The following is a 24562-nucleotide window of genomic DNA, read 5'->3' on the forward strand; positions in this document are numbered from 1 at the left end:
TGTATTGCACAAGATGGCTAATTGTTTTTTAAGGAAGTATCACTTTTTTAAAAAACACTTCCCCATCCAAACCTTTTACCTTTAAAATAGCAACTTGCTGCGAAATTGGCAATAGCTGAATGCTGCAATGCGTTGTTTGAATGTCTTTTTTATGATATATTTCTTTTCCATCAATGCCATACAACCATAACTCATCAATAATTTGATTGTGCAAACCAACAGTAATTGTTTTGCTATTTTGAATAACAGTTAGTCCATTTTTTTCCTTCACAAACTCCGAATTACTTAAGTTTTTATCTGTAAATCGCAGCAGAAAACGATCATTAAATAAGCCTTTTTCAGAAGTGAATTTATAGCCCTCGGTTGCGAGTGGAACAATAGTTTGACTCACTTTATCTTCAACAAAAATAATTTTGTCCTGTAAAAAACCATCTGCATGATCTATTTTAAGCACAAATGTACTTGCCGCAGCAGTGCTAAAACCTAGTTTAAAAACATCAATATCATTAAATGGCAATCCATTAGCCTGAATAGTTAGGTTTTTATCCTCATTGATGCTATAAAAATCTAAAGCAGCGTTCCCGTTAAAGGAAATTCCATCATAAGCCAAATCAAATTGATTTGTTGCTGCCTCGCTATACCCTACTAAAATTTGTTTGAATGCACCTTGTTCATTAGTTAAGTTTAACCAAAGCCGATGTTTATCTGTATCATCCTCTTTCTTGTCTTTTGCATTCTTGATTTTAAAAAAATCTTCATTACCTGAACTTTCGCGCATTGAATTATCAAAAACAGCATTACCTCCAGTGTTAATCCCAAGCGCAAAGAAGGATTGTCCAGATGCTATTTTACCTTTTGGAACTAATGTATTAACTCCCAAATTTAAAGCGGCTGTACCCACACCACCAAACAAGTTGTAGGCAGCATAATCGCCTGAATTGTAGTTATAGTTGGTGATAGCTGTATTGTGTGTCCAAAAATACAATGTGCCCCCAATGATAGTTTTGTTTCGATCTAAAAACAAGTCGGCATTTAAAGTTGATGGATACGGATTACCAATTAAGTTGAAGGTACTGGCTCCAACAATTGGAATATTGTATTGACCATTATTGGGAATACCTGTAAATACTGCTTCGTAAACTGCTGGAACGGTTTCTGAAAAATTTAATGGACTCCGAATGATATACCCTTTTCCTACCGTCATGACTGCATTAGGTAGTTCGCCAACCCACTTATTTAGCACGGAATTGTATGAAAAAAGTCGGTCTTGCGGAGCATTTGGCGATACATCAGCCAATACATGACTGGCAACGGGCGACGACCAATACGTATAATCTGATTTTACAATTGGAGTGGTCTTTCTGTGCATTTTCATTTGCCCAGAATTTACCACATGATTTTCTTCTTGAAAAAGCACACCCGTATTTTCTAAAATTAAAGTACCTGTACCAGCATAGTCAAACACCAAATTTAGAGCTGCTGATGAAGCTACTGTCACCGTTGAAATCGAATTAATGCTACAAGAGCAAGCATTAAGTGTATTTGCAATTGAATAATTAGCATTAATAAATAACGATTTTTCTGAAGATGGGAAGCCGTTTGACCATAAAAGGCCATCCCATGTTGAGCTATTAGTACATAACTTTAAGCGTGCAACTCGATGCTTAGTAATTCCTGAAATTGAGTTAAAATTACCTCCAATTATCAATTTATTATTGATGGTAATTGCCATTGCAAATAAAGTATTATTAAGTACAGCCGAAAACGTAGCGTCAATTTGTCCATTACTTAAAGTTCTTATGAGACGTTTAACACTTAAACCATTGTACGTACCAGCAAATGTGCCCCCTATAAGCAATCTGTCGTCTGGCTGAACTACAATTGCCCTTACATCGCCTGTGCTAAAACCAGACCCCATATTAAAACTACTATCAAAAGTACCGTTAGATTCCAATCGAACTATCCTTTTTGCTGCATTCCCATTGTAATTAAAAAAACTACCTCCTAATAGTATTTTTCCATCGGATTGAAAAGCGATTGTATAAACGGTTTTATCCAGTCCCAAACCCGATACAAAACTTGAATCTAAGCTGCCATCAGACAAAAGACGTGCAACACGAGCTTGTGCCGTACCATTAAAATTAGAAAACTGACCACCCAAAAGCAACTTCCCATCAGACTGAATAACGACAGTTTCTACAATGGCATCAGCTCCTAGACCAACATTGAAGGTTGGATCTAAAGAGCCATCATTAAGTAACCGAACTACTCTATTTATTGGGATGCTATTGTATGACGTAAAATTTCCAACTACGATCATCTTACCATCAGCTTGCAAGGCCAAATCATACACTTGATTATTAAAACCGCTTCCTGTACCAAAACTTATATCTACATTTCCGTCAGCAATTATTCGAACAATTCTACCACAAGTTGTTCCATTGTATGTAGTAAAAGCACCTGCAAATACTATTTTTTGATCTGTTTGCACAACGGCTGTTTTAATGGTATTATTTGCACCTGATCCCAAAAGATTAAACGAGGGATCTACAGCGCCTGAGGGCAACAAACGAGTGATTTTCGAACATAGAAAACCATTGAACTTTGAAAAATTTCCAAAAACTAAAGCGGTATTATCTGCCAACGGTATAAGCCCTAAAACCGAATTATCAAACCCTACACCTGCCGTTAGGTAAGCAATGTCTAGTACACCATTAGTGTCAAATCGAGCCAATCGTCCTTGATTTTGCGAATCGAAAACTGAAAAAGAACCACCAGCATAAAAATTTCCAAAACTATCCTCAGCGAAACTGTAAATAGATCCCGATGCCGGACCTACTCCAAGATCAAAATTACTTGCTACAGTTCCATTTGCAATCAACAATACAATTCGATTCACATCAACAGCGTTATAAGTACTAGAAAATGATCCGCCCACAAAAATGGAGCCTGAAGTATTTACTCGAACCGATTCAACTACCCCATTGGCAAAACCTGTACCTGATAGAAAACTTGAATCGATAGAGCCATCTGTATTTAGTCGAATAATTTTTTGTGCCGTAGCAGCATTATAAGCTAAAAAACTTCCTCCAACGATAATTTTACCATCTGCTTGAATTGCTAAAGCGGAAACAGAATTATCAAAACCAGAACCTTGTATGAATGAAGGATCTACAACTCCTGTTGAATTTAAGCGAATAATTCTACCGCAAGGAGTTCCATTATACGAAACGAATGATCCTGCAAGTATTATTTTCCCATCCGTTTGTAATTGCACCTCTTCAACCAAAGAGCTAGCTCCAACCGAAGTAACAAAAGTAGGGTCTAAACCGCCAGTAGGTAAAATTCTCGCTACTCTATTGGCTGTGACTCCATCATATTTAGTAAAGCTTCCTACAATAATAATTCGGCCGTCCGCTTGCTCTGCCATATTGTAAATAATACCACTACTAGCTGCTACGGTGGTATTAAAAGTTAAATCTAAACTTCCATCGCTATTGAGTCGAATTAATCTATTAGCCGGTAGACCGTTGAATGTTGTAAATGATCCACTTAAAATAATTTTTCCACTAGCTAGTAACAAAATACTATAGACTTTTCCATTTAGACCCAAACCCGTATTGAATGTAGGATCCTTAGAACCATCAGGCAATAAGCGACAAATTTGCGGCGTAGATGCACCATTGAAATTTAAAAAATCTCCGCCAACTAGCATCTTACCATCCGGCTGCAAAACAGTTGTTCGAACTATACCATCAAAACCATCACCAAGCAAACCATCATCATACGTATTAAACGTGGGGTCAGAAATTCCTTGCTGCGCAAAACTCACATGGAAAAATAGTGATGCTATTAAAATAAAACCGAAGAGTAAAGTTTTTTTCAAAGGATTAACATTTTAATTTTACAAAAAACATGTATTAATCTGCCATACAAATCAATACAATATAAAATTAATCACATTGGAACTTTTACACAATACCCACATTTAGTGATATTTACAAAAAATTAATTTATTTTTTACATAAAAAAAGCCCATTCAAATTAGAATGGGCTTTGTTAAATAAGGTATTTTTATTTTACTTAAAAATTGTTTTTGTAGTGTACAATGTGCCGTCTTCAAGAACAGTCTTTACAATTAAAACTTGATCGCTCGAAGGAAGGTTCTCGATGACCAATTCTTTATTTGCTATGTCTTTTTTGAAGTAAATTTGCTTCCCTAAAATGGAATAAATAACAACCGAATTGATGTCTTCTTTGCCAGCAGTTACTTTTAATTGCTTATTTTTTACAGTTACTAGCACAGTATTAAAATCAGTAATTACATCTTCTACACCAAGAGTCTTATCCGTGTAACGCAAAACAAAACGATCATTAAAAGTTCCTTTTGTAGTTTGAAAACTATAAGGAGACGTTTTTAGATTATGAATCGTATTGGTGTTTTTGTCTTCTAAAAAGACATTTTGAGTGGTAAATAATCCATCCAAATTATCAATGCTAATTGAAAATTCACCATCAATGGTAGAGCTGTAACCTAATGGAACCAAATCGTTTTGCTCAAACGGAAGTGCACGACCTTGAATTACGTAGTTAGTAGATTTGTTTACGCTATAAAAATTAATAATCGCATTGGCATTAAAACTTGGTCCATCAAAAGCAGCATCAAAATCATTAGTAGCACCATCTATGTACCCAACTAAAGTTTGCTTAAAAGCATTTTGTTTGTTGGTCAAGTTCAACCAAATTCTGCTTCTGTCAACTACTGCACTAACTTTTTCAGTTTCTTTAGTTCTAAAAAACTGAGAATTGTTCAAGTAACCAGTACCAATACGCATATCATTATTAAAAGTAACAGGGGTTCCAGCAGCAGCGATACTTGTAGTGAAAAACGATTGACCAGCAGCGATCATTCCATTCGGAATATTAGGGTTGCTAAGCAACTTATCTGGATCACTTATAGCTACTGTTCCAACTCCTCCTGTACGGTTAAAACTAGCATAATCGTCCTGAATATAAACCAAATCTCCTGAACCTTCATTCAAAGTTCCAACTTTATTACGAATTTCTGTATTATGTGTCCAAAAATAAATGGTGCCACCTAAAACTGTTGAATTTGCATTTAAAAATTTAATAGCATCGATTGCGGAAGGATACGGATTCCCGATCAAATTAAAGGTCCCTGGTCCTCCAACTGCTATTGTTTTTACTCCATTGTTGGGTGCTCCAGAAAATGTAGCTACGAATGTTGAAGATGGTGGATTAAGTCCAGGAAAAAACTCTGGAGCTCTAATAATATACCCCTTTGCTACATCCATTATTTTAGTTGATGGTGTTTCTACAAACCATGTACCTCCCGGTACAAAAGACCAAAAACGTCCCAAATTTGTATTTGGAGAAACAGCCAATAAGTTTTGCCCTATTACCGGACTTGACCAATAGGTGTAATCCGATGCTTTACGAACGACAGACGTTATTCTTTTATAATTAATAACACCACTATTTACCGCAGCATCATTAACTTGAACCAAACTAGAGGCATTTTCGAAAGTGATGGATCCTGAGGTACTTACATTTAATTCATTTTGTAATTTTAATGTAATCCCAGTATTAACGATCACATTAGTATTAGGACTAATTGTACAAGAGCAAAGTTCCGTATTATTTGCCAAAGTAATAGGGCTTGCAGTAGCTGATGTAATTACTCCAAGCTTGGCAATAGTAGGTGGGCTCGTCCAAGAACTTCCATTGTAAGTAGTAGTTACTAAACTGTTAATCGCAGCACTTCCTGTTGCAAGAGAAGAACAAGTTCCGTTAGACACTGTAAAAGTATAGCTTTGGCCTTGGACTAATCCCCCGATCGTTGTGGTTGTCCCTGAACCTGACAAACCAGTTAAGCCAGATGTCGCTGGACTTGCTGTAATAGTCCATGTACCACTAGAAGGTAAACTACTCAAAGCAATACTTCCTGTTTGAACCGCGCAAGTAGGTTGCGTGATAGTTCCTAAAGTTGGAACCACTGGAATTGGTTGTGGCCCAATTAAAACGTTTCCAGAAGTATTATTGCCACACAAAGCAGCCGAAAACAAGCGGTTTTGCGGTATAATTTCTAATGCCTGACTCGCACTTAACCATGATAATTGGGCTACTGCTCCAACTCCTCTCTCATAATACTCTAAAACGATTTCATATTTTGTACCTGCTACAAGACTTATCGTTCCATTATCGATTGTAGGACCGTGATCTGTCCAATTATTTATGACTTGAACTCCATTTACTCGCAACCTGATACCATCATCACTATTTGTTCTAAAAGTATAAGTTTCAGTAAATGCTGGTTCAACAAAACCAGACCATCTTATAGAGAAATTATCATTCCCAATAGCAGCACTTGGGCTTCCAGTACCATAATTGTTATCTATCACTGCATCAGTACGAATTAAAGTTGGGGTACCAGTTAACCCTACATTATTGTAGTACTCGCCTTTTAATCCATTAGTTAAATTGTCAATTGCAAATGTATAAGTGTTAGGCGCAAGATTAGTAATTGTAGTGCTCGCTCCTGTTCCCGTGGTAATAACATTTCCGGGTAATCTAGTTAAAACCCATGGTGTAGATGGTAATCCATTCAAAACAACACTTCCTGTTGCAACAGTGCAAGTTGGTTGTGTTATAGTACCTACTGCAGGTGCTGCCGGAGCAATAGGAATAGGATTAATTACTACAGTTGTGGAAGCTACAGAACTACAGGCTACAGGTGGATCTAATCTTGCTTGCGGAATAATCTCTTCTATTTGACTTGGACTTCTCCATCTCAATCGTGATGTTGCCCCGCCACCTCTCTCAAAAAACTCTAAAACAACATTGTATTTAGTTCCAGCCACAAGGTTTATTGGAGTTGAAATATCGTCTGTAGCGCCATGAATTGTCCAGTTATTTATAATTTGAGCACCATTAACCCACAATCTTATCCCATCATCACTGGTTGTTTCAAAAATATAAGCCTCAGTATAAAGTGCTTCTACTGTACCAGTCCATCTTACTGAAAAATCATCAGCATTAACGCCTGGTCCAGGGCTTCCTCCCCAATTAAAATCTACTGTAGCATCTGTTCTGGTTAGTACTGCAGGCCCTGTAAGATCAACTGTATTAAAATAAGTCCCTTGTAAACCCTTACCCAAATCTGTTACCATAAAGGTGTAAGATCCAGGAGCAAGACCAGAAATAGTTGTAGTTGTACCTGAACCAGTTGTAGTGACATTTCCTGGCATCGTGTTAACAGACCATTGTCCGGCAGGAAGGTTATTTAGAACCACACTTCCTGTTGGAGTTGAACAAGTAGGCTGTGTTCGAGTACCAATAGTTGGAGCGGCTAACTGAACAGGTACAGGATTTATAGTAAAATTGGTAACTGCAGAAGTACACCCACCATTAGTTGCAGTAATTGTGTAGTTTCCCGGATTAGCAGTCACATTTGCACCAGAACGTGTTATACCGGCAGATGGTGAAAATGTATAGCTGTTAGCAGCATTAAAATTAGAAATTGTGAAACTACCTGTACTAGTTGTACAAGATGGCTGTGTAATTGTACCTAATACTGGGGTAGAAGTTCCACCTGCAACAAAAGATGTTACATTAGAATTTACACTTACACCACACCCCAAATTATTGTTACGAACTCTATAGTAATATGTAATACCAGCTGTAAGGCCAGTAAGTGGATAGCTGATAACATTACCAACGTTTAGATTTTCAAAACCAGGAACAAAAGTCCCCGTATTAAAGGTATTTGTAGTAGCAACATCTAAAAAGTACCCGCTAACAAAGGTGTCATTTTGCCATTGAGCCGTCCATCCTGAACAAGTTGAGAAACCTGCAAAGGCAGTAGGAGTTATTGGTTGGTATACATTTACAGTATTAGAAACATTATTAGTCGTTATAGAATTATTACAAGTACCCGAGGCTAAATTACTTACCCTTATGGTAGTAGAATTATTAGCACCTAATATTCCGAGATCTGCGGTAAATTGTCCTGTACCAGCTGTAGTTACAGTCATAGGTGCTGTATATGTCGTAGAATTCCCATTGAAACTTAAACTATACGCTACTGAATATGTACCTACTGGCAAACTCGTTGCTGAACCGCTAAGTGTAACCAAAGTCACTCTATTTGTAGTACATACTGTGGAGACAGCTATAGTGCTTGATAAAGAATATGATGGACAAGCCCAACTTAAAACTACTCTTCCTGCTCCTCCCGATCCTCCGATTCTAGAGCCACCACTTTGAGAAGTCCTAGCTCCACTACCACCTCCACCAGGCATATCACCACTGTTACCGTTATTTGTACCAGATGTAATCGCTGTGCCTCCTGCTCCGCCAGAATTAGCGCTTGCTCCACCTGCTCCAGATGCAATACCAAAACCCGTATCACCGTTTTCACCAGTAATTCCAGCAATTCTGGTGGCGCCAACTGATGCAGCTAGCGAACCACCTACACCACCTGATGATCCGCCTGGATTAGATTGGCCTCCTAGTCCCCCTGCGGCACTAACAGGATAACCTGTAATTGTGGATGCAGTACCGTTTCCTCCATTACCTCCAAGTGAACCAACACCCCCAGCCCCAACCGTTATATTTAAAATTTGGTTAGGCACAACTGTAATAATACCACTTACAAAAGCACCGCCACCGCCGCCACCGCCGCCACGTGCTGATAAAAATGCTGCGTTGTTTGAGCCACCGCCTGCGCCACCGCCTCCCCAAGCTTGAACAGTAATACTAGTTACACCTGCTGGGACTATAAAAGTTCCAGAACTTGGAAATAGTTGTGTACTTTGTCCAAAAGAAAACAGAGAAACGAAGAAAAAGAATGCTGTTAGGTAGCTATTAGTGATCGAAAAGTATTTTTTTTCCATGAAGATAAAAATTAGAGTTAAAGAAATTACTTCAACTTTACTTACAAATTAATAATTAATCGGGATTACTTCAAAATATAGTTGTTTATCAACACGTAAACTCGTTGAACGACTTTTTTACATTCAATTACCTAACATTTAAACCATTATTTCAAATCTACTTAATGGTCAAAATTAAACGGACTTTCAGGTTTCTGTTTCACTCATTATTTTACTTGAAATAGATACCTTCGGAATGAAAATTGTTAGCATTTTAACTTCAACAAAAATAAAAAAAACATAAAACCTTATAAATCAACTCTTAATTCACAAAGAAAATATTTAATAATATGAAAACAAACTTCCTTAACAAAAATATAATAATACAGTATATTCGTCCTTTTTAGAAAATCATAACAGTTATAACGTAGTTATATATCCGAAAATAATTGCTGTTTAGATTTAAAAAAAGGTGAATGGCAATTAAGATATTAAACTAAATAAGAAGCCCATTCAATATAGAATGGGCTTCTTGTAGACTAATAGTATTTTTAATTATTTGAATATTGTTTTTGTAGTATGTAGTGTATCATTTACTAAAATAGTTTTTACAATTAAAACTTGATCACTTGCAGGAAGAGTGTCAATAATCAATTCTTTTTTAGCAATAGCTTCTTGGAAATAAATTTGTTTTCCTAAAACGGTATAAATAGCAACCGATTTAATATCTCCAAGGCCAGAAATCACTTTTAATTGTTTATTTTTTGTTGTAACAACCACATCATTACTATCTGTAATTACATCCTCTATAACTTGATTTTTATCCGTATAACGTAGTACAAATCGATCATTGAATGTTCCCTTTGTAGTTTGAAAACTATAAGGAGCTATTTTTAAATTGTGCATCGTGTTAGTAGATTTATCTTCCAGAAACACGCTTTGTTTGGTAAATAGTCCGTCAACTGTGTCAATGCTTATCGTAAATTCACCTTCAACAGAAGAACTGTAACCTAGCGGTACCAGATCGCTCGGTACAAATGGAAGTGCTCTACCTTGAATTGCATAATTTGTAGCATTATTTATACTATAAAAGTTAATTATCGCGTTCGCATTAAAACTTACACCATCAAATGCCTTGTCAAAGTCATTGGTAGCGCCTTCAATATATCCAACAAGCATTTGTTTAAAAGCTCTTTTTTTGTTGCCTAAATTCAACCAAATTCTATTTTTCTCAGGTTCTATAGTCACTTTTTCAGAAGCCTTGGTTCTAAAAAACTGTGAATTGTTTAAGTATGATGCACCAAGACGCATATCATTGTTAAAAGTAACAAGAGTTCCAGCAGGAGCAATACTTGTTGTAAAAAACGATTGTCCTGCAGCAATCATTCCATTAGGAATATTAGGATTGGTTGGCGACTTATTCGGATCACTTGAAGCAGCTGTACCAACACCTCCGGTACGGTTAAAACTGGCATAATCATCCTGGATGTATACTAAATCTCCAGTTCCTTCATTTGTGGCTCCAACCTTATTACGGATTTCAGTATTATGTGTCCAAAAATAAATGGTACCTCCTAAAACGGTTGAATTTGCATTTAAAAATTTTACGGCATCAATTGCAGAAGGATAAGGATTACCTAAAAGATTATATGTCCCTGAAGCTCCAACAGCTATTGTTTTTACTCCATTATTCGGTTCTCCAATGAACGTAGCCTCGAAAATTGATGAAAAAAATGGGTACGCAGCATAGTAAGAATCTGGTGCTCTAATAATAAATCCTTTTCCTATATCCATTGTTTTAATTGATGGTGTTTCTACAAACCAAGTTGCTGCCGGATTAAATGACCAAAACTTACCAGTATTTGTATTAGGTGACAGGTTCAATAAATTCTGCATTGACACAGGACTTGACCAATAGGTATAATCTGAACCAATACGAACAACAGTTGTTTGACGTTTATAGCTGATGGTACCACTATTAATTGCAGCATCATTAATTTGAACCAAACTAGAGTTATTTTGAAACGTAATAGAGCCGGTGCTATTTACTTCTAGTTGATTTTGCAATTTCAATGTTACTCCAGAATTAACAATCAAATTCGTATTTGCACTAACGGTACAGGAACAAAGCTCGGTATTGGCACTGAGAGAAATTGGTGACGCACTGCTTGCCGTTACGACTCCTATTTTTGCTAAAGTTGGAGCGCTAGACCAATTGGAGCCATCAAAAGTGGTAGTTACCAAATTGTTAATAGGCACAATAGCAGTTTGTACAGAACTACAAGTACCATTAGAAACAGAGAAAGTATAGTTTGTTCCTTGTGCTAATCCTCCAATTGTAGTAGTACTACCAGATCCTGTTAAACCTGTAATTCCAGACGTAGTGGGATTTGCTGTAATAGTCCAAGTTCCTGCAGATGGCAAACCACTCAAGGCTATACTGCCGGTTGGAACAGTACAAGTGGGTTGAGTAACTGTACCAAGAGTTGGTGTTGCCGGCAAAGGATTGACCGTAATATTAAAACTAGAAGTACCACTGGTTGCACATCCGTTCACTGACGCCACTCTTAAAATTCCATTTGTTGCAGAGGCATTAAAAGCCACCGAAACAGACAAACCATCTGCTGCAGGTGTAATAGTCCAACCGGTTCCAGTATTTGTCCAACTATAGGTCACAGCATTAGGAACCGCTGCTATACTGTAGGTTGCCACACTAGCCCTACATTGACTTGACCCTCCAGAAATTGGACCTGGAACAGCTGCGGCACCTCCACTAGTAGTAACAGTAACAACACTTGAATTAAATTCACATGCCCCAGGTATTAAAGCTGAAGGCTTGAAAACACGTCTAAAATAGCGCACGTTATTTGGGGCACCAGCAACCACTGTCACTGCTGGAGCTACATAATTGGCTGCAGTTGCTCCTACAATATCAGTGAATAAAACATTGTTTGTAGATATTTGCCATTGGTACAAAGAGTTAGTTCCACCATTTGTACCTCCTGTGCAAGAACCAAGAACGGAACCTGTTATGTTTGTTGTTAATCCTGAACACAATCTGACATTTGAGGCGCTTGTTATTGCATTGCCTGAACCATCAAAAGTCGCTAGACTGAAAGTCAAGTTATTTCCCCCTCCATTTTCATAATAATCCAATACAATATCACTATTACCTGTCAGTCTTATAAGATTGTCGCAATAGGATGTCGTGCCCTGATCAACCCAACGGTCAAAAACTAAGACCCCATCAACATACACTCGTATTCCATCATCTCCACTAACATTCAAAGTATAGCATCCCGCAGGTCTTGTTGATCTCATTCTATACCTTACAGCAAAAGATTCTGTATAAATCTCAGCTCTTTTTACACTATTGCTAAAAACATCAAAACATGCTGTATTTCCCCCAAAAGTCGTAGTAAAACCCTCTGTGGCCACTGTATAATTACCCACATAATTTGCATTGAGAAACGGAGAAGTAGTTGAAGAAATTGGATTTGGTGAAGGAAATCCACCAGGTCTAACACCACCTCCATAATTATAAACATGACCTACCCAAGTATTTACACCAAAAGCAGATTGATTATCTAACGTATTACCAACTGATAATAGAGTCAAAGTAATTACACCACCGGCTGTATTATCATTCACGCAATTACGAGATAAGAGAACTTTTATTTCACCCGAAAGTGGAGCAGTCCAACTGTTAATAGTTGCTCCAGATGCACCAGATGCAAAACTCCCTGCTCCAAAACTTGAATTATCGGCTGCATTTAGCAGTGTAAGACTCTCTGTATCCGCTGGAAAAACATTTCCTATAGAGAAACGATAGGAAAATCCTTGTACAACATTCAAAAGCACAAATTGACCTGCCCTTACAGCAGCGCTTGAAATCGTATTTGTAGTTCCGGGAGTATTGACACAAAAAGTAGAAGTACCTACCGAGGTAAGAGGCGAACCAGTGTAAGTACATTGCGCCTTCATAGACATAAAAGTCATTAAAAGCAGTACAGCAAAATATAAAGTTTTTTTCATTTTCATTATTTTAAAAACAACAATATCTTAAGGTCATTTATCCTAGCTAACAAACTAACAATCAATAAGTAGCGCAAGTTAGTTAAAGTTCTATAAATGTTAAAAAAATTCAACCTAAAAATTAAAAATTTGCTCCAATTTATTGCAAAAATTTAAAAACTTTAACTAGAAAAATTATTTATTCTATATGCAACCCTAAGATAAGAACATTTTTACTTTTATTTACTAAACAACGGCGAAGTTTTTAACTATAATTTTTATATTGAAAAATTCATCATTTCACCAAAAAGATTAAACGTATTTTTGCCATGCAAAAAACACCAATTTTACGTATTGATGAAAGAAATCTATTCGATAAAAGAAGCTATCAAAAAAGCAGAGCATTACTGCGCTTACCAAGACCGTTGCCATGACGAAATGATTAGCAAACTGCGCAGTATGAAAATGTCAAGTGATGAGATAGACGATATTATCGGCCATTTAATTCAAGAAAATTTTTTAAATGAAGAGCGTTTTGCTTGTAGTTTTGCACGAGGCAAGCACCGCATAAAATCATGGGGTAAAATCCGAATTACAAATGAACTCAAGTTCCGAAATATCAATCAGCGACTGATTACAACAGCACTACAAGAAATTACAACCGAAGAATATTTGGAGACTTTTCATAAAACTGCCGACCGAGTTTGGGAAAACAGTAGCGAAAGAAACACACTGAAAAAAAGAAAAAAGTTTTGTGATTATTTACTCCGTAAAGGTTTTGAGAGCCAGTTAGTGTACGAAAAAGTGAAAGACTTAGAGGCTCAATAACACGCTCACCGCATTGCCACCAAAACCAACCGCATTGACCAACACTTTTCGAATTGGTTTTTTGGACTGCTGCGCTTCCGCAAAAGGTACGCCGATAAACGTATTGTACTGCATCATCAGGATGGCCAATTCCATACTCAAAATTCCAGAAGCGCCAAAAGTGTGACCTATTTTCCATTTATTGGTAGTCAACAGCGGTAAATCGGTACCGAAAAGTTTCTGAATGGCTTTGTTTTCAGTCAAATCGCCTTTTATGGTTCCGGGCGCGTGCATTACAATTACATCCACATCAGTGAGAGCCGTATTTTGCAAAGCCATTTGCATTGATTTTTGAAAACAAATCGCCTCTGTTGATATTGAAATATTATGTTCAAGTAACTCAGTAGCATAGCCAATTCCTTCAATGTAGGCCAATGCATTTGGCGCTTTTCCCGCTTCAAGACAACAAACTGCGGCTCCTTCACCAAGCACCATCGTATTTTTTTTCTTCTCGAAATCTAAAGCACGATTGGGCCATAATTGAACTTCAGATTCTGTTTGAGAATAGATTTTTAACGCTCGCATTTGAGCAATCGTAAAATCAGTCAAAGGCGCCTCGCTGCCACCTACCAAAAACTTATCAATCATACCAGATTGCAACCAAACATAACCATTTAAAACTGCATGTAGCGCTGTAGAACAAGTAATAGAATGTGAAATTTCTGGACCCGAACTTTGTAAATCATGCGCTACCCAAGAGGCAATATTTCCTAGAGTAGTAGTAGGCGAAGCCAAAGTTTGCGCTTTACCAGATTGAATATAATCCAGATGATGTTTTTCGAATAATTCTGTCGCTCCGCGTGAAGAACCTAAGTTTATCCCAAACACGTCTGACTTATCCCAACCCGCTTTTACAACAGCGTTACGGGCAGCAATCATCGCATACAGAACAGACTTGTCGAGGAATTTGTATTTAGAATCTTCTTTACGCAATGCTTCAACCAAAGCTGCTTCTTTTTCATTTAAAGAAGCTACAAATGTTAGTGCATTATCATACGATTGCTTTGTAAAACAATGTTTATCTTGCAAATACATTTCCCAAACCGCCTTAGCGTTGCTACCTAGAGGCGAAATTGAGGCTATTGAAGTGATGGAGATAATTTTCGACAAGACTATTTTTGATTTAAGGAATGCTAAAAAATTAAAAATGCTCCGGTAATTTGCTTTTAAAACTACTTCAGAGCATCTTCACTTACTTTGCAAATTTTCTGCAAATTTAAACTATTTCTAAAGCATTTTCGATCACTTGATATACTTTTTGTAACTGCTCATCGCTAATTACGTACGGCGGCAATACATAAACAATGTTTCCTACAGGTCGTAAAACAACGCCATTGGCAATAAAAAAATCGTACAACTTGTTGCGCAAACTTCCGTAATAACTTGCCGCGCCATCGGTGACAACTTCGAGTGCAATGATAGTTCCCAAAATTCTTGTGGTAACTACTTTTGGGTGAATTTTTATTCGCTTCTCAAAAGCCTTATGATTTTCATGAATCCTGGTAATATTAGTTTGCATTTCACCCGTTTGCAACAAAGTCAAACTCGCCAAGGCTGCTGCACAGCCAGTTGGGTTTGCTGTAAAAGTATGACCATGAAACAAGGCTTTATTGATATCATCATCATAAAAGGCGTCGTATAAATCTTGTGTAAAAGTGGTAATCGCCATCGGAATCGTTCCGCCTGTTAACGCTTTCGACAAACACATCATGTCAGGTTTTGTATCAACATAATCAGTAGCAAAGTTGCGTCCCGTTTTACCAAAACCCGTCATTACTTCATCAGCAATGTTGAAGACTTGATTTTCCTTGCAAATTTGCATCAGTACTTCAAGTGAATTAGGCTCATACATCACCATACCTGCCGCTCCTAAAACCAAAGGTTCAAATATAAAAGCCGCACAATTTTTTGTGTTAATGACATTTTGCAAAGCATCATAACTCTCTTGTTCGTGCCCTTTCAAAGGAACAGGAATACGCACCACATCAATAAACATTCCTTCAAAGGCTTCGACAAAAAACGAGATTCCGCTGGCTGCCATGGCGCCAAAAGTATCACCGTGAAACGCATTTTCAAAGGCAATAATAGTCGTTCGCTTTTCGCCTTTGTTGAAAAAATACTGCAACGCAACCTTAATCGCTACTTCAACAGCTGTTGAACCGTTATCTGAAAAGAAAATCTTTTGTTGATTTTTTGGCAAAATCTCCATCAACTTTTCGGCAACAAGAACCGCCGGCTCATGTGTAAAACCACCAAATAGCACATGTTCTAATGTGGTTAATTGTTTGTAAATCGCATCAGCTATAAACCGATTGGAGTGCCCATAAGGATTGACCCACCACGAGGCAATAGCATCAATATACTCCTTGCCATTCTCGTCCCAAAGTAAAGCGCCTTCTCCTTTTGCTATAGCAATGGGCAAAGAAGCTGTTTTATGTTGGGTGTACGGATGCCACAAATACTTTTGATCTCTATCTACAAGGCTAGACTTTTCCACAGCAACACTTTTTATAGTACTCATAAATTATAAACTCAAAAGGTTGTCACGAAATAAATCAGCGTATTCTTTTATGGCATTGGCATCAAAATAAGGTTCTTGATCAATGCGGCCAATGCATTTAATACCTGTCTTGTTTAAAATAATTGATTCGGTGGCTTTGTTTTTGTTGCCACTAAAAACGATACCAGCAACCAATAGATTTCTGTTTTTCAAACATTCAATGGTCATCAAAGTATGATTGATACTGCCCAAATAATGGCGTGAAACTACTATCACTTTATAATCGGGTTGAATCAAATCAACGACGCAATCCGTATCATTTAATGGAACCAAAACCCCTCCAGCGCCTTCAATTACCAAATGATTTTTGGTTTCGGGTGAAGTTATATTACTTAAGTCAATTGTAATTTTATCTAACACGGCAGCATAATGCGGACTTGCTGGAGTTTGCAAAGCGTAGGCATTAGCATGAATCACTGTTTTATTGTTTGACAAAAGCAATTTGATTTTGTGACTGTCTGAGTCATCTAAATCTCCTGCTTGAATTGGTTTCCAGTAATCAGCTTCGAGAGCCTCTGTAATAATTGCCGATGCAACAGTTTTACCAACATCAGTTCCAATTCCTGTTATAAATAGTTTCATACTTTTCAAATAATTAACCACCAAGCAAATGCTAGCAGTACTTTAATATTTTATCTTTTTTTTATGCAAAAACGTACGCACTTAGCAAAGTAAGCACTTTTTCAATTTGTTCCTTCGTGTTGTAATTATGTAAACAAAAACGAAGGCGTTCTTGGCCTTCTGGCACCGTAGGCGAAAGGATGGCTTTTACATCAAAACCTTCCTTTTGTAATTGGTTGGCAATCATTTTTACCTTGTCATTGCCCGGTATAATTGCGGATTGAATGGCAGATTTGCTACGCACAAATAAGGGCTTTACTCCCAACATGTTTTTTATTTGATTAAAATGAACAATATTCTCCCGAAGTTGAGATAATGCGGTTGCATCTTGATCCAAATGATTGTAAGCAACGAAAATCGTTGCCACCGAATGGGGAGAAAGACCGGTTGTATAAATAAAACTGCGAGCAAAATTTACCAAATAATTCTTCAAATCTTGACTACCTAAAATGGATGCTCCATGGCAACCTAATCCTTTACCAAAAGTCATGATACGCGCAAAAACATGGTCTTGTAAGCCTAACATTTGCACCAAACCTTCCCCTTTTTCGCCAACCACTCCCAACGCATGCGCTTCATCTACTACCAAAAAACAATCATTGTCAGAAGCAATTTGAACTAAATTAGATAAATCTGGGCTATCGCCATCCATTGAAAAAACTGATTCAGTGACAATGTAAATACTGGACGAAGATAGTTGCGTAGCTTTGGCTTTAGCGATGAGTTCTTCTAAATTTTCAAAATTATTATGCTCAAATTTAAACGACCTTGCAGCACTCATTTGAATTCCGTCACGAATGGAGGCATGACACAAAGAATCAAATAGAATAATATCATTGCGTTGCGGTACAGCACCAAAAAAACCAACGTTAGCATCGTAACCAGAATTGAAAAGCAAAGTAGTTTCTGATTGATGAAATTGTGCAATATAATTTTCAGCTGTAGCATAAACAGCATGATTACCTGATAACAAACGGGAACCCGTTGCACCATTTTGAAGCAAATTATGAGCTACTAAATACTCATGAGTTTGATGAAACAGACTTGCAGAAGCAGCAAAACCTAAATAATCGTTAGAAGAAAAATCAACACCGCCACGAGTCGAAGGCAATACGCGTAAAGCATTTTGCTCCACTCTTGCTTGTAGCTTATCCGAAAGATTTTTTGGAAATTTTTTCATGGTGACACAAAAATAGGCAAGTTTTATTTGAATTGAATTTTGAAGCGTCAATTCATCAAAAAGAGTGCTCTAACACATGACTACTAATTAAGGAAACGAAAAAAGAGTTTTGAATTAAAAAAATACAAATTCATTATAATTTAACATATTAAAAAGAAGAGTCATAAGGTTAGCGCTTTATTTTTACGAAAACGGTTTCGATTAATCTAAATCATAAATTTATGTTAATTTTATCTTAAAAACAATCTCAAAAAAAACAGTCTGAACAATTGTTTGCTACTTTCGGAGCATATGAAACGGATTGCTACTCTTTTTCTGATAGTTACGTTATTTTATAACGTACTTGGTTATTACCTGATGTTTGCCTATCAGGAAGAGCAAGCATGGGTAGCAGCGATTGAAAAAAAAGACAATATTAATTACCAAGTTATTCAATTAAATGCCTCTTTATATTCATTTATAGAGGATACTGAATTTGAATATGTAAATGAAAATGTAGTTATCGACAAAAAAACGTATCACATATTCAAAAAAAGAATTCAAAACAATATTCTGAGCTTGTATTACCTCCCGAATTCGCATCAAGAATCAATAAATCCTGACTTACAAAATATTGTTGATCAACAATTGTTTAATGGCGGCGCCACAAAAGAATCGCCTTTAAAAAAACTTATGAAATCTTTCTTAAAAGATTATATTCCTCAAGAAACAGCTGCCATAGTGTTTTCACCAGAAAACAAGGCAACTACTACTGAAATTGCATTATTACCTACTCCGCTTCTAATTGCAGGTTATCTGTCTGTGCCCTTCTCACCACCGGATCTGGTTTAAGACCTTGTTAAAACCTATTTTACCTTAACTTTTTGTACAAGATAAACTTTAGCTGTTTACAAATGTGCTAAACGTAAATGCTTGCGCAATCAACAACATTGGCTTTTAGCTTGTTATTGATCTAAAGCATGGCACCTATTTCATTATAGCCGTTTTTAGCAAATATCATTTTACAAAAAAGCAACACAAATTTTAGCTATCCTGCACAGCCAACATACAAAAATTTGACTGAGCAGTTAATAAACATAACATTTTGTGTTTACCAAAAGAGCTACTCAAGTAAATCAGGCTTTTAACAACCCAATATCTAATGGAGTTCTATTGATTTTCGAGAACTATTTTTTTTTAAAAAATCAACTCCTAAGTAACCTAAATCAAATACAAAAAACTTCTTTTTGATAGAAGTGATGTGTATTTTATGCTTCTTGTTTTGATCACTACAAAAATCAAAATCAGGTTCTGCAGATAAAGGATAATTGAGCATAAAAATATATCACTGCACTTAAAAGATCAAAAAATTAACCAGACCAGCAATTAAAAATGAAAAATAAATATTTACTTGGATTACTACTCGCTCCACTTTTTTTGTTTTCTCAAACAGAAACCGATGGATTATTTATGAGTAAAAATTATTTCTGTTTCGGAACGGTATATCAGCACAACAACTGGAATGAGTATTGGGAAGGTGACTTTAAACGTGAAAATCTTAATTTAGGAACCGTTTCGAGTTCTTCCTTGGCTGTAATGGGTAATTACGGATTAACGAAAAAATTAAATGTACTAGTAAGCCTACCCTATGTAAAAACAAAAGCTAGTGCAGGCACTTTGGCCGGCCAAGAGGGCGTTCAAGATGTCACTCTATCACTCAAACACCTAACATTTAAAAGAAAAATAAACAGAACAGCCTACACACTATATACCGTTTTGGGAGTTTCTACACCCTTATCAGATTATGCAGCAGACTTTTTACCATTGAGCATCGGTGCAAAGAGCAAAACCGCTACGCTACGCTTGATAGCTGACTATCAAAACAAACGCTTTTTCACCACATTTTCAGCTGCATACGTAAAAAGAGCTTCTATTGAAATTGATCGCAATTCCTACTTTACTACAAAACCGTATTACACCAATAGAGTAGATATGCCAGATGTAATAAATGTAAACTACAAAATAGGATATCGAACCAATACCTTTATTGCCGAAGCCTCTTTGGAAAACATGGTGACTCAAAGCGGAGGTTTTGACATTACCAGCAATAATATGCCTTTCCCGAGCAATACCATGAATGCACTACGAACAGGTGCTTTTACAAAATACAGCCCAAAACAAAACCCTAGATTATCCTTCTTAGCAGGTTGTAATTACACTTTAAATGGTCGAAATGTAGGGCAAACAACCTCTATTTATGGCGGCCTATTTTACATCTTGAATTTTAACAAAAAACAATCATGAAAAGTACATTCAAAAAAACCTCAATATACCTTTTAGCAGCAATTTCTTCGATAATTTTCACTTCATGCAATGAGGATTCAGAAGAGAGAAATAATGAATTTCAAGCTTTAAATCCGATAACACAAGATGAAGAAGCAGGAGCTTGGAAAACATTTTTATTAACTAGTCCTAATGAATATTCATTAGATGCTCCAATAGCCAGTAACAGTCCGGCATTTACAAGAGAAATCAATGAAATAAAAAGTTTTCAAGCTAATATTACTGCTGAGCAACAAAGAATCATTCGTTATTGGAGCGTAGGTGGCGTATTGCGCTGGAATGAAATTATGCGAGCACTCGTGGCCAAACACAACCGACCGCCCTACCAAAATCCTGACGGAACCTACCCAACTCCATCAGCAGCAAATCCTTTTGCTAATCCTGAGTTTCCTTTTTCGAGCCCACCGTACGCAGCGAGGGCCTATGCCTATGTAAGCGCTGCACAACACGATGCTTTGGTTGCCACATGGTTTTATAAAAAGCAGTTTAACAGAATTGCTCCCTTTACACAAGACAACGCGTTGCAAGTATTAGTTCCTAAAAGTACATTACCCTCCTATCCCTCTGAAGATGGTGCAATCTGCGGTGTAACAGTAGAATTACTCAAATTATTATTCCCAACAGAAATTGCATTTATTCAAGAAAAAGCAGCTGAACACCAACTGTATCGCATTATTGCAGGCGCAAACGTGCGAAGTGATGTTGATGCAGGAATAACTTTAGGAAAAAAAATAGCAGCGAAGTTTATTGCAAGAGCAAGTTCTGATGGCGCAGGAGCCGCAATAGGAACTCCAGCGCAATGGGCACAACTAGAAAATGAAACAATTGCAAAAGGCGAAACACCTTGGAAATCTCTTGAATTGCCAGCTCGTCCGCCAATGCTACCCTTCTTTGGGAAAGTTAAATCATTTATTATGACACCCGAAATGGTAATCGCAAATAGACCAGTACCACCACCATCAACTAAATCAGATCTTTTCAAAAAAGAATTAGCCGAAATCAAATCAATAAGTCAAAATCAAACCAGAAGAAATATGGAAATTGTTACATTTTGGGCAGATGGAATTGGCACTTATACTCCGCCAGGGCATTGGAACGCAATTGCAGCAGAATCTTTTGTTAAATTGAATTATAGCGAAGTGCGTTGGGCTAGAAACATGGCATTACTAAATATCGCTATGATGGACGCAGCAATCAGCTGTTGGGATGCCAAGTATACCTATTATAACCCGAGGCCAACACAAATGGATCCTTCTATTAAAACAAATACTGGAGTTCCAAATTTTCCAGCTTACGTTTCAGGACATTCCACATTTAGCGCAGCAGCAAGTACTGTATTATCTCATTTAATCCCAAGTAAAAAAACCACTTTTGAAGCTATGGCAAAAGAAGCATCTGAATCCAGGATGTTAGGTTGTATACATTACCGCAGCGATTGCGAAAAAGGAATGGAGCTAGGACAAAAAGTTGGAAATCTAGCCGTGCAACGCGCCAAGCTAGATGGAGCGGAATAATTAAAACTCAACTAGAATAAAACGATCATTATCAAATACATCATGAACACGATACTTTATTACAGGGCCAATTTACTCGAGGAACTTGAACAAATAAGGGAATTACAATTGCAAAATAGTAGCTCGCAATTCTCTACTGAAGAAAAAACTAAAGAAGGTTTTGTGACTGTACAACATACTGTATCTCTGCTTGAAAAAATGAATAATGCTTGTAAGCATATCATTGCCAAGGATCATACAAAAGTAATTGGATTTGCATTAGTCATGCTGCCTAGTTTTAAAGCCGAAATACCTGCTTTACAGCCACTATTTACTAGAATAGAACAACTTGTGGCTCCCGAAACGAAATACGTTGTAATGGGGCAAATTTGCATTTCAAAAGATTATCGAAAGCAAGGTGTATTTAGAGCCTTGTACCACTTTTATAGAGAACAACTTCAAGGTGAATTTGATGTACTGATTACCGAAGTAGCAACACTAAACCAACGTTCGCTGCAAGCACATCAAGCAATAGGTTTCAAAATTATTGCTACTTACCTTGAACACGACCTCGAATGGAACATCATAAAATGGAACTGGAAATAAAAAAAAGCCTAACGATAAGTTAGGCTTTTTTTTGGTATTTATAACGGGAACTTAATCAACTAAAACAATCACTTTATTGTCTTTCATTTCAACAGTCCCAGAATGAATCTCTAAAGTATAGTTTTGAGCATCCAGTTTTGTAAACTTATTAGCAACATCCTTTGTTAAAGTAAGGTTTGCCGCTGCAATTTTAATCACACCTTTCTCAAGAATTGAAACAATAGGAGCGTGATTATTTAAAATTTGAAAACTTCCATCTACTCCTGGCAAAGTAACCGAAGTTACTTCTCCTGAAAACAATTTAGCCTCTGGTGATACTATTTCTAAAATCATATTTTTAAGTTTTCAGTCTCAGTTTTCAGTTTCAGTTACTACTAACTGTTACTATCAACTGTAAACTCGTTTTACGCTTCGGCTAACATTTTTTCTCCAGCTTCGATAGCTTCTTCGATAGTACCTTTAAGGTTAAAAGCTGATTCTGGTAAGTGATCTAACTCACCGTCAATAATCATGTTAAATCCTTTGATAGTATCTTTAATATCTACTAAAACTCCTTTTAAACCTGTAAATTGCTCCGCTACGTGGAAAGGCTGAGACAAGAAACGTTGTACACGACGCGCTCTAGATACTGCCAATTTATCATCTTCTGATAATTCTTCCATACCAAGAATCGCGATAATATCTTGCAATTGCTTGTATTTTTGAAGAATTTCTTTTACTCTTTGTGCACAGTCATAGTGCTCATTTCCTAAGATATGTGGAGTCAAGATACGAGAAGTAGAATCTAACGGGTCAACCGCAGGATAAATACCTAACTCAGCAATTTTACGAGACAATACTGTAGTTGCATCTAAGTGAGCAAATGTTGTTGCTGGTGCCGGGTCAGTTAAATCATCCGCAGGTACGTATACCGCTTGTACAGATGTAATAGAACCTTTGTTTGTAGAAGTAATACGCTCTTGCATAGCTCCCATCTCAGTAGCCAATGTTGGTTGGTAACCTACTGCAGATGGCATACGACCCAAAAGTGCCGATACCTCAGAACCTGCTTGTGTAAAACGGAAGATATTATCAACGAAGAACAATACATCTTTACCTTGATCAGATCCTGCTCCATCACGGAAATACTCAGCAATAGACAATCCAGAAAGTGCTACACGTGCACGAGCTCCTGGTGGCTCATTCATTTGACCGAAAACGAAAGTAGCTTTAGACTCTCTCATTCCTGGTAAATCAACTTTTGATAAGTCCCATCCTCCATTTTCCATAGAGTGCATGAATTCCTCACCATATTTAATAATTCCTGACTCTAACATCTCACGAAGCAAGTCATTTCCTTCACGTGTTCTTTCTCCTACTCCTGCGAATACTGAAAGTCCACCGTGACCTTTTGCAATATTGTTAATTAACTCCTGAATTAATACTGTTTTACCAACTCCAGCACCACCAAACAATCCAATTTTACCACCTTTTGCATAAGGCTCAATCAAATCGATTACTTTGATACCCGTGAATAAAACTTCAGAAGATGTAGATAAATCTTCGAATTTTGGAGCCTGACGGTGAATAGACATTCCATTCTCACCTGTTTTAGGCAATTCTGGTAAACCATCAATAGCGTCTCCAACAACGTTAAATAAACGACCGTAAACATCTGCACCAATTGGCATTTGAATAGGATTTCCTGTACCCACAACTTCGTAACCTCTAGACAAACCGTCTGTTGAGTCCATCGAAATGGTACGAACTGTGTTTTCACCAATGTGAGATTGTACTTCTAGCACTAATAAAGTACCATCTTTTTTTGTGATTTCTAACGAATCATAAATTTTTGGAAGTTCAACATCCTTACCGTTGAAAACTACGTCAACTACTGGTCCAATGATCTGGGCAACTTTTCCTATTACTTTCGACATTACTTATGTATTTATTAAATAGCTATTTAGGTTTATGAAAAGAGCCTAACCAATACATATTGATTAAATACTTTTTTCAGTGTGCAAAG

14 protein-coding genes are annotated in these 24562 nt (G+C 36.9%); 5 read left to right on the forward strand and 9 right to left on the reverse strand.

The window, feature by feature from the left end; genetic code table 11:
- Positions 1–28: 28 nt before the first annotated feature.
- From G9Q29_RS00085 to G9Q29_RS00095, 3 genes are all read right to left on the reverse strand, one after another.
- Positions 29–3886 (reverse strand): delta-60 repeat domain-containing protein, encoded by a 3858-nt coding sequence (locus tag G9Q29_RS00085; protein WP_205729812.1) that lies wholly within the window; start codon positions 3884–3886, stop codon positions 29–31.
- 193 nt (positions 3887–4079) lie between these two features.
- A complete protein-coding gene (locus G9Q29_RS00090; protein WP_166132478.1) occupies positions 4080–8915 on the reverse strand; it encodes a PA14 domain-containing protein in 4836 nt (1611 codons plus the stop codon).
- Positions 8916–9449: 534 nt separating this feature from the next.
- Positions 9450–12929, reverse strand: coding sequence for a hypothetical protein (locus G9Q29_RS00095; RefSeq protein WP_166132479.1), 3480 nt, complete (start codon positions 12927–12929; stop codon positions 9450–9452).
- A 336-nt stretch (positions 12930–13265) separates the two neighbouring features.
- On the opposite strand from G9Q29_RS00095, the gene G9Q29_RS00100 reads away from it, so the two are divergent.
- On the forward strand, positions 13266–13736 hold the full coding sequence (locus G9Q29_RS00100) for a regulatory protein RecX (protein ID WP_166132480.1): 471 nt from the start codon (positions 13266–13268) through the stop codon (positions 13734–13736).
- On the opposite strand, the gene G9Q29_RS00105 is transcribed toward G9Q29_RS00100, so the two are convergent.
- The 4 genes from G9Q29_RS00105 to G9Q29_RS00120 all read right to left on the reverse strand — a co-directional run bounded on the left by G9Q29_RS00105 (position 13722) and on the right by G9Q29_RS00120 (position 18136).
- The gene (locus tag G9Q29_RS00105) at positions 13722–14885 is read right to left on the reverse strand and encodes a beta-ketoacyl synthase N-terminal-like domain-containing protein (RefSeq protein WP_166132481.1); all 1164 of its coding nucleotides are present in this window, start codon (positions 14883–14885) and stop codon (positions 13722–13724) included. The genes G9Q29_RS00100 and G9Q29_RS00105 overlap by 15 nt on opposite strands.
- A gap of 106 nt (positions 14886–14991) precedes the next feature.
- Positions 14992–16296 carry an adenosylmethionine--8-amino-7-oxononanoate transaminase gene (gene bioA / locus G9Q29_RS00110; protein WP_166132482.1) on the reverse strand — a complete coding sequence of 435 codons (1305 nt, stop codon included), beginning with the start codon at positions 16294–16296 and terminating at the stop codon, positions 14992–14994.
- Positions 16297–16299: 3 nt separating this feature from the next.
- Positions 16300–16917 carry a dethiobiotin synthase gene (gene bioD / locus G9Q29_RS00115; protein WP_166132483.1) on the reverse strand — a complete coding sequence of 206 codons (618 nt, stop codon included), beginning with the start codon at positions 16915–16917 and terminating at the stop codon, positions 16300–16302.
- Between the two features lie 61 nt (positions 16918–16978).
- Positions 16979–18136 (reverse strand): aminotransferase class I/II-fold pyridoxal phosphate-dependent enzyme, encoded by a 1158-nt coding sequence (locus G9Q29_RS00120; protein WP_166132484.1) that lies wholly within the window; start codon positions 18134–18136, stop codon positions 16979–16981.
- Positions 18137–18427: 291 nt separating this feature from the next.
- Here G9Q29_RS00120 and G9Q29_RS00125 point away from each other — a divergent pair, with 291 nt between their 5' ends.
- From G9Q29_RS00125 to G9Q29_RS00140, 4 genes are all read left to right on the forward strand, one after another.
- Positions 18428–18967, forward strand: a complete 540-nt coding sequence (locus tag G9Q29_RS00125; protein ID WP_166132485.1) for a hypothetical protein — start codon at positions 18428–18430, stop codon at positions 18965–18967.
- Between the two features lie 540 nt (positions 18968–19507).
- Positions 19508–20419: a hypothetical protein gene (locus tag G9Q29_RS00130; protein WP_166132486.1), complete on the forward strand. Its 912-nt coding sequence runs from the start codon at positions 19508–19510 to the stop codon at positions 20417–20419.
- Positions 20416–21972: a phosphatase PAP2 family protein gene (locus G9Q29_RS00135; RefSeq protein ID WP_166132487.1), complete on the forward strand. Its 1557-nt coding sequence runs from the start codon at positions 20416–20418 to the stop codon at positions 21970–21972. Before G9Q29_RS00130 ends, G9Q29_RS00135 begins: the two co-directional genes overlap by 4 nt.
- Before the next feature lie 42 nt (positions 21973–22014).
- Positions 22015–22557, forward strand: a complete 543-nt coding sequence (locus G9Q29_RS00140) for a GNAT family N-acetyltransferase (RefSeq protein WP_166132488.1) — start codon at positions 22015–22017, stop codon at positions 22555–22557.
- Between the two features lie 51 nt (positions 22558–22608).
- Here G9Q29_RS00140 and G9Q29_RS00145 read toward each other — a convergent pair whose 3' ends face one another.
- Together G9Q29_RS00145 and atpD are read right to left on the reverse strand one after the other, a co-directional pair.
- Positions 22609–22890: a FoF1 ATP synthase subunit delta/epsilon gene (locus G9Q29_RS00145; protein WP_166132489.1), complete on the reverse strand. Its 282-nt coding sequence runs from the start codon at positions 22888–22890 to the stop codon at positions 22609–22611.
- Positions 22891–22961: 71 nt separating this feature from the next.
- Positions 22962–24473: a F0F1 ATP synthase subunit beta gene (atpD, locus tag G9Q29_RS00150; RefSeq protein WP_166132490.1), complete on the reverse strand. Its 1512-nt coding sequence runs from the start codon at positions 24471–24473 to the stop codon at positions 22962–22964.
- Between the last annotated feature and the right edge of the window lie 89 nt (positions 24474–24562).

The organism is Flavobacterium turcicum, assembly GCF_011365745.1.
Taxonomy (GTDB): domain Bacteria; phylum Bacteroidota; class Bacteroidia; order Flavobacteriales; family Flavobacteriaceae; genus Flavobacterium; species Flavobacterium turcicum.

Excerpts from the sequence above, each read along its gene's own strand:
- G9Q29_RS00090 (WP_166132478.1), bottom strand. The coding sequence starts at position 8,915 with ATGGAAAAAAAATACTTTTCGATCACTAATAGCTACCTAACAGCATTC.
- G9Q29_RS00095 (WP_166132479.1), bottom strand. The coding sequence starts at position 12,929 with ATGAAAAAAACTTTATATTTTGCTGTACTGCTTTTAATGACTTTTATG.
- G9Q29_RS00100 (WP_166132480.1), top strand. The coding sequence starts at position 13,266 with ATGAAAGAAATCTATTCGATAAAAGAAGCTATCAAAAAAGCAGAGCAT.
- bioA (WP_166132482.1), bottom strand. The coding sequence starts at position 16,296 with ATGAGTACTATAAAAAGTGTTGCTGTGGAAAAGTCTAGCCTTGTAGAT.
- bioD (WP_166132483.1), bottom strand. The coding sequence starts at position 16,917 with ATGAAACTATTTATAACAGGAATTGGAACTGATGTTGGTAAAACTGTT.
- G9Q29_RS00120 (WP_166132484.1), bottom strand. The coding sequence starts at position 18,136 with ATGAAAAAATTTCCAAAAAATCTTTCGGATAAGCTACAAGCAAGAGTG.
- G9Q29_RS00125 (WP_166132485.1), top strand. The coding sequence starts at position 18,428 with ATGAAACGGATTGCTACTCTTTTTCTGATAGTTACGTTATTTTATAAC.
- G9Q29_RS00130 (WP_166132486.1), top strand. The coding sequence starts at position 19,508 with ATGAAAAATAAATATTTACTTGGATTACTACTCGCTCCACTTTTTTTG.
- G9Q29_RS00135 (WP_166132487.1), top strand. The coding sequence starts at position 20,416 with ATGAAAAGTACATTCAAAAAAACCTCAATATACCTTTTAGCAGCAATT.
- G9Q29_RS00140 (WP_166132488.1), top strand. The coding sequence starts at position 22,015 with ATGAACACGATACTTTATTACAGGGCCAATTTACTCGAGGAACTTGAA.
- G9Q29_RS00145 (WP_166132489.1), bottom strand. The coding sequence starts at position 22,890 with ATGATTTTAGAAATAGTATCACCAGAGGCTAAATTGTTTTCAGGAGAA.
- atpD (WP_166132490.1), bottom strand. The coding sequence starts at position 24,473 with ATGTCGAAAGTAATAGGAAAAGTTGCCCAGATCATTGGACCAGTAGTT.